Source organism: Microcystis sp. M53603_WE2 (assembly GCF_030065435.1).
In genome coordinates, this window is the sequence record NZ_JASJFF010000761.1 from 1 (window position 1) to 3,275 (window position 3,275).

4 protein-coding genes are annotated in these 3,275 nt (G+C 39.2%); 2 read left to right on the plus strand and 2 right to left on the minus strand.

Going from position 1 to position 3,275, the window contains the following annotated elements; all coding sequences use genetic code 11:
• Nucleotides 1–614: amino acid ABC transporter substrate-binding protein (locus PX481_RS16390; RefSeq protein ID WP_288095024.1), on the minus strand; the 614-nt coding region annotated here is incomplete at its 3' end.
• Nucleotides 615–632: 18 nt separating this feature from the next.
• Entirely contained in the window at nucleotides 633–1,670 is a 1,038-nt protein-coding gene (locus PX481_RS16395) for an AI-2E family transporter (protein WP_288095026.1), read from the minus strand.
• A gap of 4 nt (nucleotides 1,671–1,674) precedes the next feature.
• Here PX481_RS16395 and PX481_RS29780 point away from each other — a divergent pair, with 4 nt between their 5' ends.
• Both PX481_RS29780 and PX481_RS16405 read left to right on the plus strand, forming a co-directional pair.
• Nucleotides 1,675–1,950: a hypothetical protein gene (locus tag PX481_RS29780; RefSeq protein WP_196219885.1), complete on the plus strand. Its 276-nt coding sequence runs from the start codon at nucleotides 1,675–1,677 to the stop codon at nucleotides 1,948–1,950.
• A gap of 159 nt (nucleotides 1,951–2,109) precedes the next feature.
• Nucleotides 2,110–2,892: a pentapeptide repeat-containing protein gene (locus PX481_RS16405; RefSeq protein ID WP_002763083.1), complete on the plus strand. Its 783-nt coding sequence runs from the start codon at nucleotides 2,110–2,112 to the stop codon at nucleotides 2,890–2,892.
• Nucleotides 2,893–3,275 lie beyond the last annotated feature (383 nt).

The following is a 3,275-nucleotide window of genomic DNA, read 5'->3' on the forward strand; positions in this document are numbered from 1 at the left end:
CCAATTAGCAGAATCCCATCACTAGCAAAAGCATCTATTCTATTCCTTCTTAAACTTTGGATACCTCGCAGTCTTCCCGTCACTCCTTGAAATTCCTGATAGGTAGCAAGAGGATATTTTTGTCTTAATAATTCTTGAGTGGTGGTATCTCTTAAAACTCCAATACTTATACCTTCTAAGGACGAAGAAAAATTAAAATTCTTCTGATTATCACTCCGAACTAAAAACTGAGTTCCTGTGACAAAAAAAGGACGAGAAAAACTGACACCATCAGGTATATTTTTTCTGATACTATTAGGACCACACTCGAAATCAACGGTTTTATTTTCCAATAACTGGAAGCGATTAAATAAAGTGGATTTATAAATTTTGACACTGATGATCTGGAGGTTTAATTTGTGCTTGAGTTCTTCTCTAAGCAATTGGATAAAATCTAAGCATAATCCCTGCAAATTATTATTACTATCCCGATAGCCAAAGGGAATCGCATCTTCTCTCATAGCTACTTCTAATAATCCCGTGCGTTTAATTTTTTCTAGAACCGTTTCAGACTTAGCTGGGAGGGGAGCAAAAAAATTAGATAAAATAACGAGAGTAAGAATGATTAATTTCATGACTTTTGCCGAGATTATTTAAGATTTGTTATGACCGTGATCCCATTTATCTAAAATGTCTTTGAATAATAATTCATCTAACCATGTCTTTACTACCACTGTCAAAGGTAAAGCCAATAATAAACCTAAGATGCCAAACATTTGAGCAAAGAAAATTTGAGCAATTAGGGTAATTGCCGGTAGTAAAGATACCTGTTTAGCCATGACAGTGGGTGTCAGCCAATAACTTTCGACATTTTGGATAATAAAATAGAGAATCAGAATAGCGACAATTTTCCAAGGTGCATCGATAACAGCAATTAGAATGGGAAAAATCACACTAGCAGTCGGTCCGATATTAGGGATAAAATTGAGCAATCCTGCTAGGATAGCATGAACGAGAACTAGATTGATTTGTAAAACAAAAAGACCGAACCCACTGAATAATCCTACCATAGTTGAACTAATGGCAATTCCCAACAACCAATTACCTAAACCCGCTTCCGATAGGGTAAGAATTTCCTCAGCGCGACGACGATAGAAGTTAGGAAATAATTTTAAGAAAGCTTGTCGATAGGGTTGGGGGTTGGCTAACATCATCATTGCTAACACCAGCACGAATAATAATTGCAAAATTGCCGCAACCGAGTTAGAAAAGAAGGTAAAAAAGTTACTAAAAACGAAGGTTCCTAAGGGTTGTAACTGCTGGACTAAATCACTTAAATTAGGCAGCGATGGCAACCAATCAAATTGAAATTGTTGTCGCCATTGAATCGAGTTATTGCGGACTAAATCCCAAGCTTGCGGTAAAAGTTCAATTAATTTTTGAAACTGTTCGATAAAGGGGGGAACAATAATTATAAAAAATACAATCACAATTCCTAGACTCGTCAGCAGGGTGATTAAAATAGCCAAACCCCTTTTAATCCCCAATCTCTGCAATCCTTTAACACATCTATTTAAGGCTACGGTAAACACGATCGCCATAAAAATCAATAATAACAGCTGTCGAATCTGCCACAATACATAGAGAGCCATTATTAAACAGATAAACCCCAACCACTGACCAAATTTCACGACCTTGATTTATCCTATCGGGACAAGTTTTATCATACAGCAGTCGGGAGGCGGTCGGCAGGAGATAGGTTTTAGGTCTTGGGGTTTTGGAGTCTTGGGGTTTTGGGGTTTTAGTTCAATTTCCCCAGTTCCCCACTTCCCTACTTCCCCACTTCCCCACTTCCCCACTTCCCCACTTCCCCACTTCCCCACTTCCCTAACAGCACAAATCAAGTTCTGTATCAAAAATTTGCTAATTTTGCTGTTATGTGCTATACATTTACGCATCAAAACAGGATAGAAAAACGAGATTTTTTTAATTACCAGACATTTTCTCAAATTTTATGGCAACTCTCCCAGAGTCAAATTATCCTAAAAGAAATCCTCTCCTAGAAAATCCGACAAGACTCAGAGAAATTGTGGCCGTTAATGCTTTTATCCTTGTATTAGGACTTCGATAATGAAAGAATTGGAGCGATACTATAAAGTTTTAGGGTTAGATCATGGGGCATCTCTCGACGAGATCAATCAGGCCTACAAAGATTTGGTGTTTATTTGGCATCCCGATCGCATTCCCAAAGATAATCAGCGTCTTTTGGAAAAAGCCACCGCTAAACTGCAAGAAATTAACCAAGCTAGGGAACAATTGCGGCAAATTCATCAAAATTCTCCTAAACGCTCCAATTCCCCCCCTAAAACTGAAAAACAGCCCGCCCACGCCTATAAAACTGCTTCCCCCTATCAGCCTCACCCTAGCCAACCGGGCCAAAATTCCCAAACCCACAGTCATAAAACCCATAGTCAACAAACCCACAGTCAACACAGCCACTCCCAGAATAACCATCAGGTCCACAATCATGCCGCCTGGCGCCCTCACTATCGGGATTTAAACGGAGCCGATTTACAGGGAGCCAACCTGAAAGAAAAAGATCTCTCTAGTTGCAGTCTCATCGGGGCAGATTTAAGCCATGCGGACTTAAGCGATAGCTTCCTGCACAAAGTTAACCTAGAAAAGGCTAATCTGCACAAAGCTAATCTTTTTCGCGCCAATCTCCTCGAAGCTAACCTTAAAGGCGCAAATTTACAGGAAGCCAATCTCATCGGGGCGGATTTAAGCGGGGCAGATCTGTCGGCGGCGGATTTACGCGGGGCAAAAATTGGCTTTGGTAAGCGTATTATGGTGAAATTAACTGGAGCAATTTTAACGGGAACAATTCTCCCCGATGGTTCGATTCATCAATAGACCTCTTGTAAAAATCAAAAATTGTTGTTAGGGTTAGGAGTCAGGGGTCAGGAGTCAGTAGTCAGGAGAATTAAGAATGAATAATAATCAATTAAATGGTCTATTTAAGGATTTTATGCAATTTAATCCTTATTTTTACCGTTTTTGAACCCTCAAAAATTAATTATGCAAGAGGTTTCATTAAACCTCTTGCTAATTTTGATCTCCCTTTAATATGAACTATCACCTGATGGGCATTTATTACACAATCGCTGCTGTTTTTCTAGGGATGCAATTAGCTGGAGGAGAAAATTTATCGGCAGCGAATTCTGATTTTTTACTGCTGCAAAAAGCTCTAGAAAAACACAATTTTATCGTTAAAATTTCCCCGCCACCAGTGCGAG

What these genes read in the sequence shown, in the direction of transcription:
- PX481_RS16405 (WP_002763083.1), top strand. Translation starts at nt 2,110, where the DNA reads ATGAAAGAATTGGAGCGATACTATAAAGTTTTAGGGTTAGATCATGGG.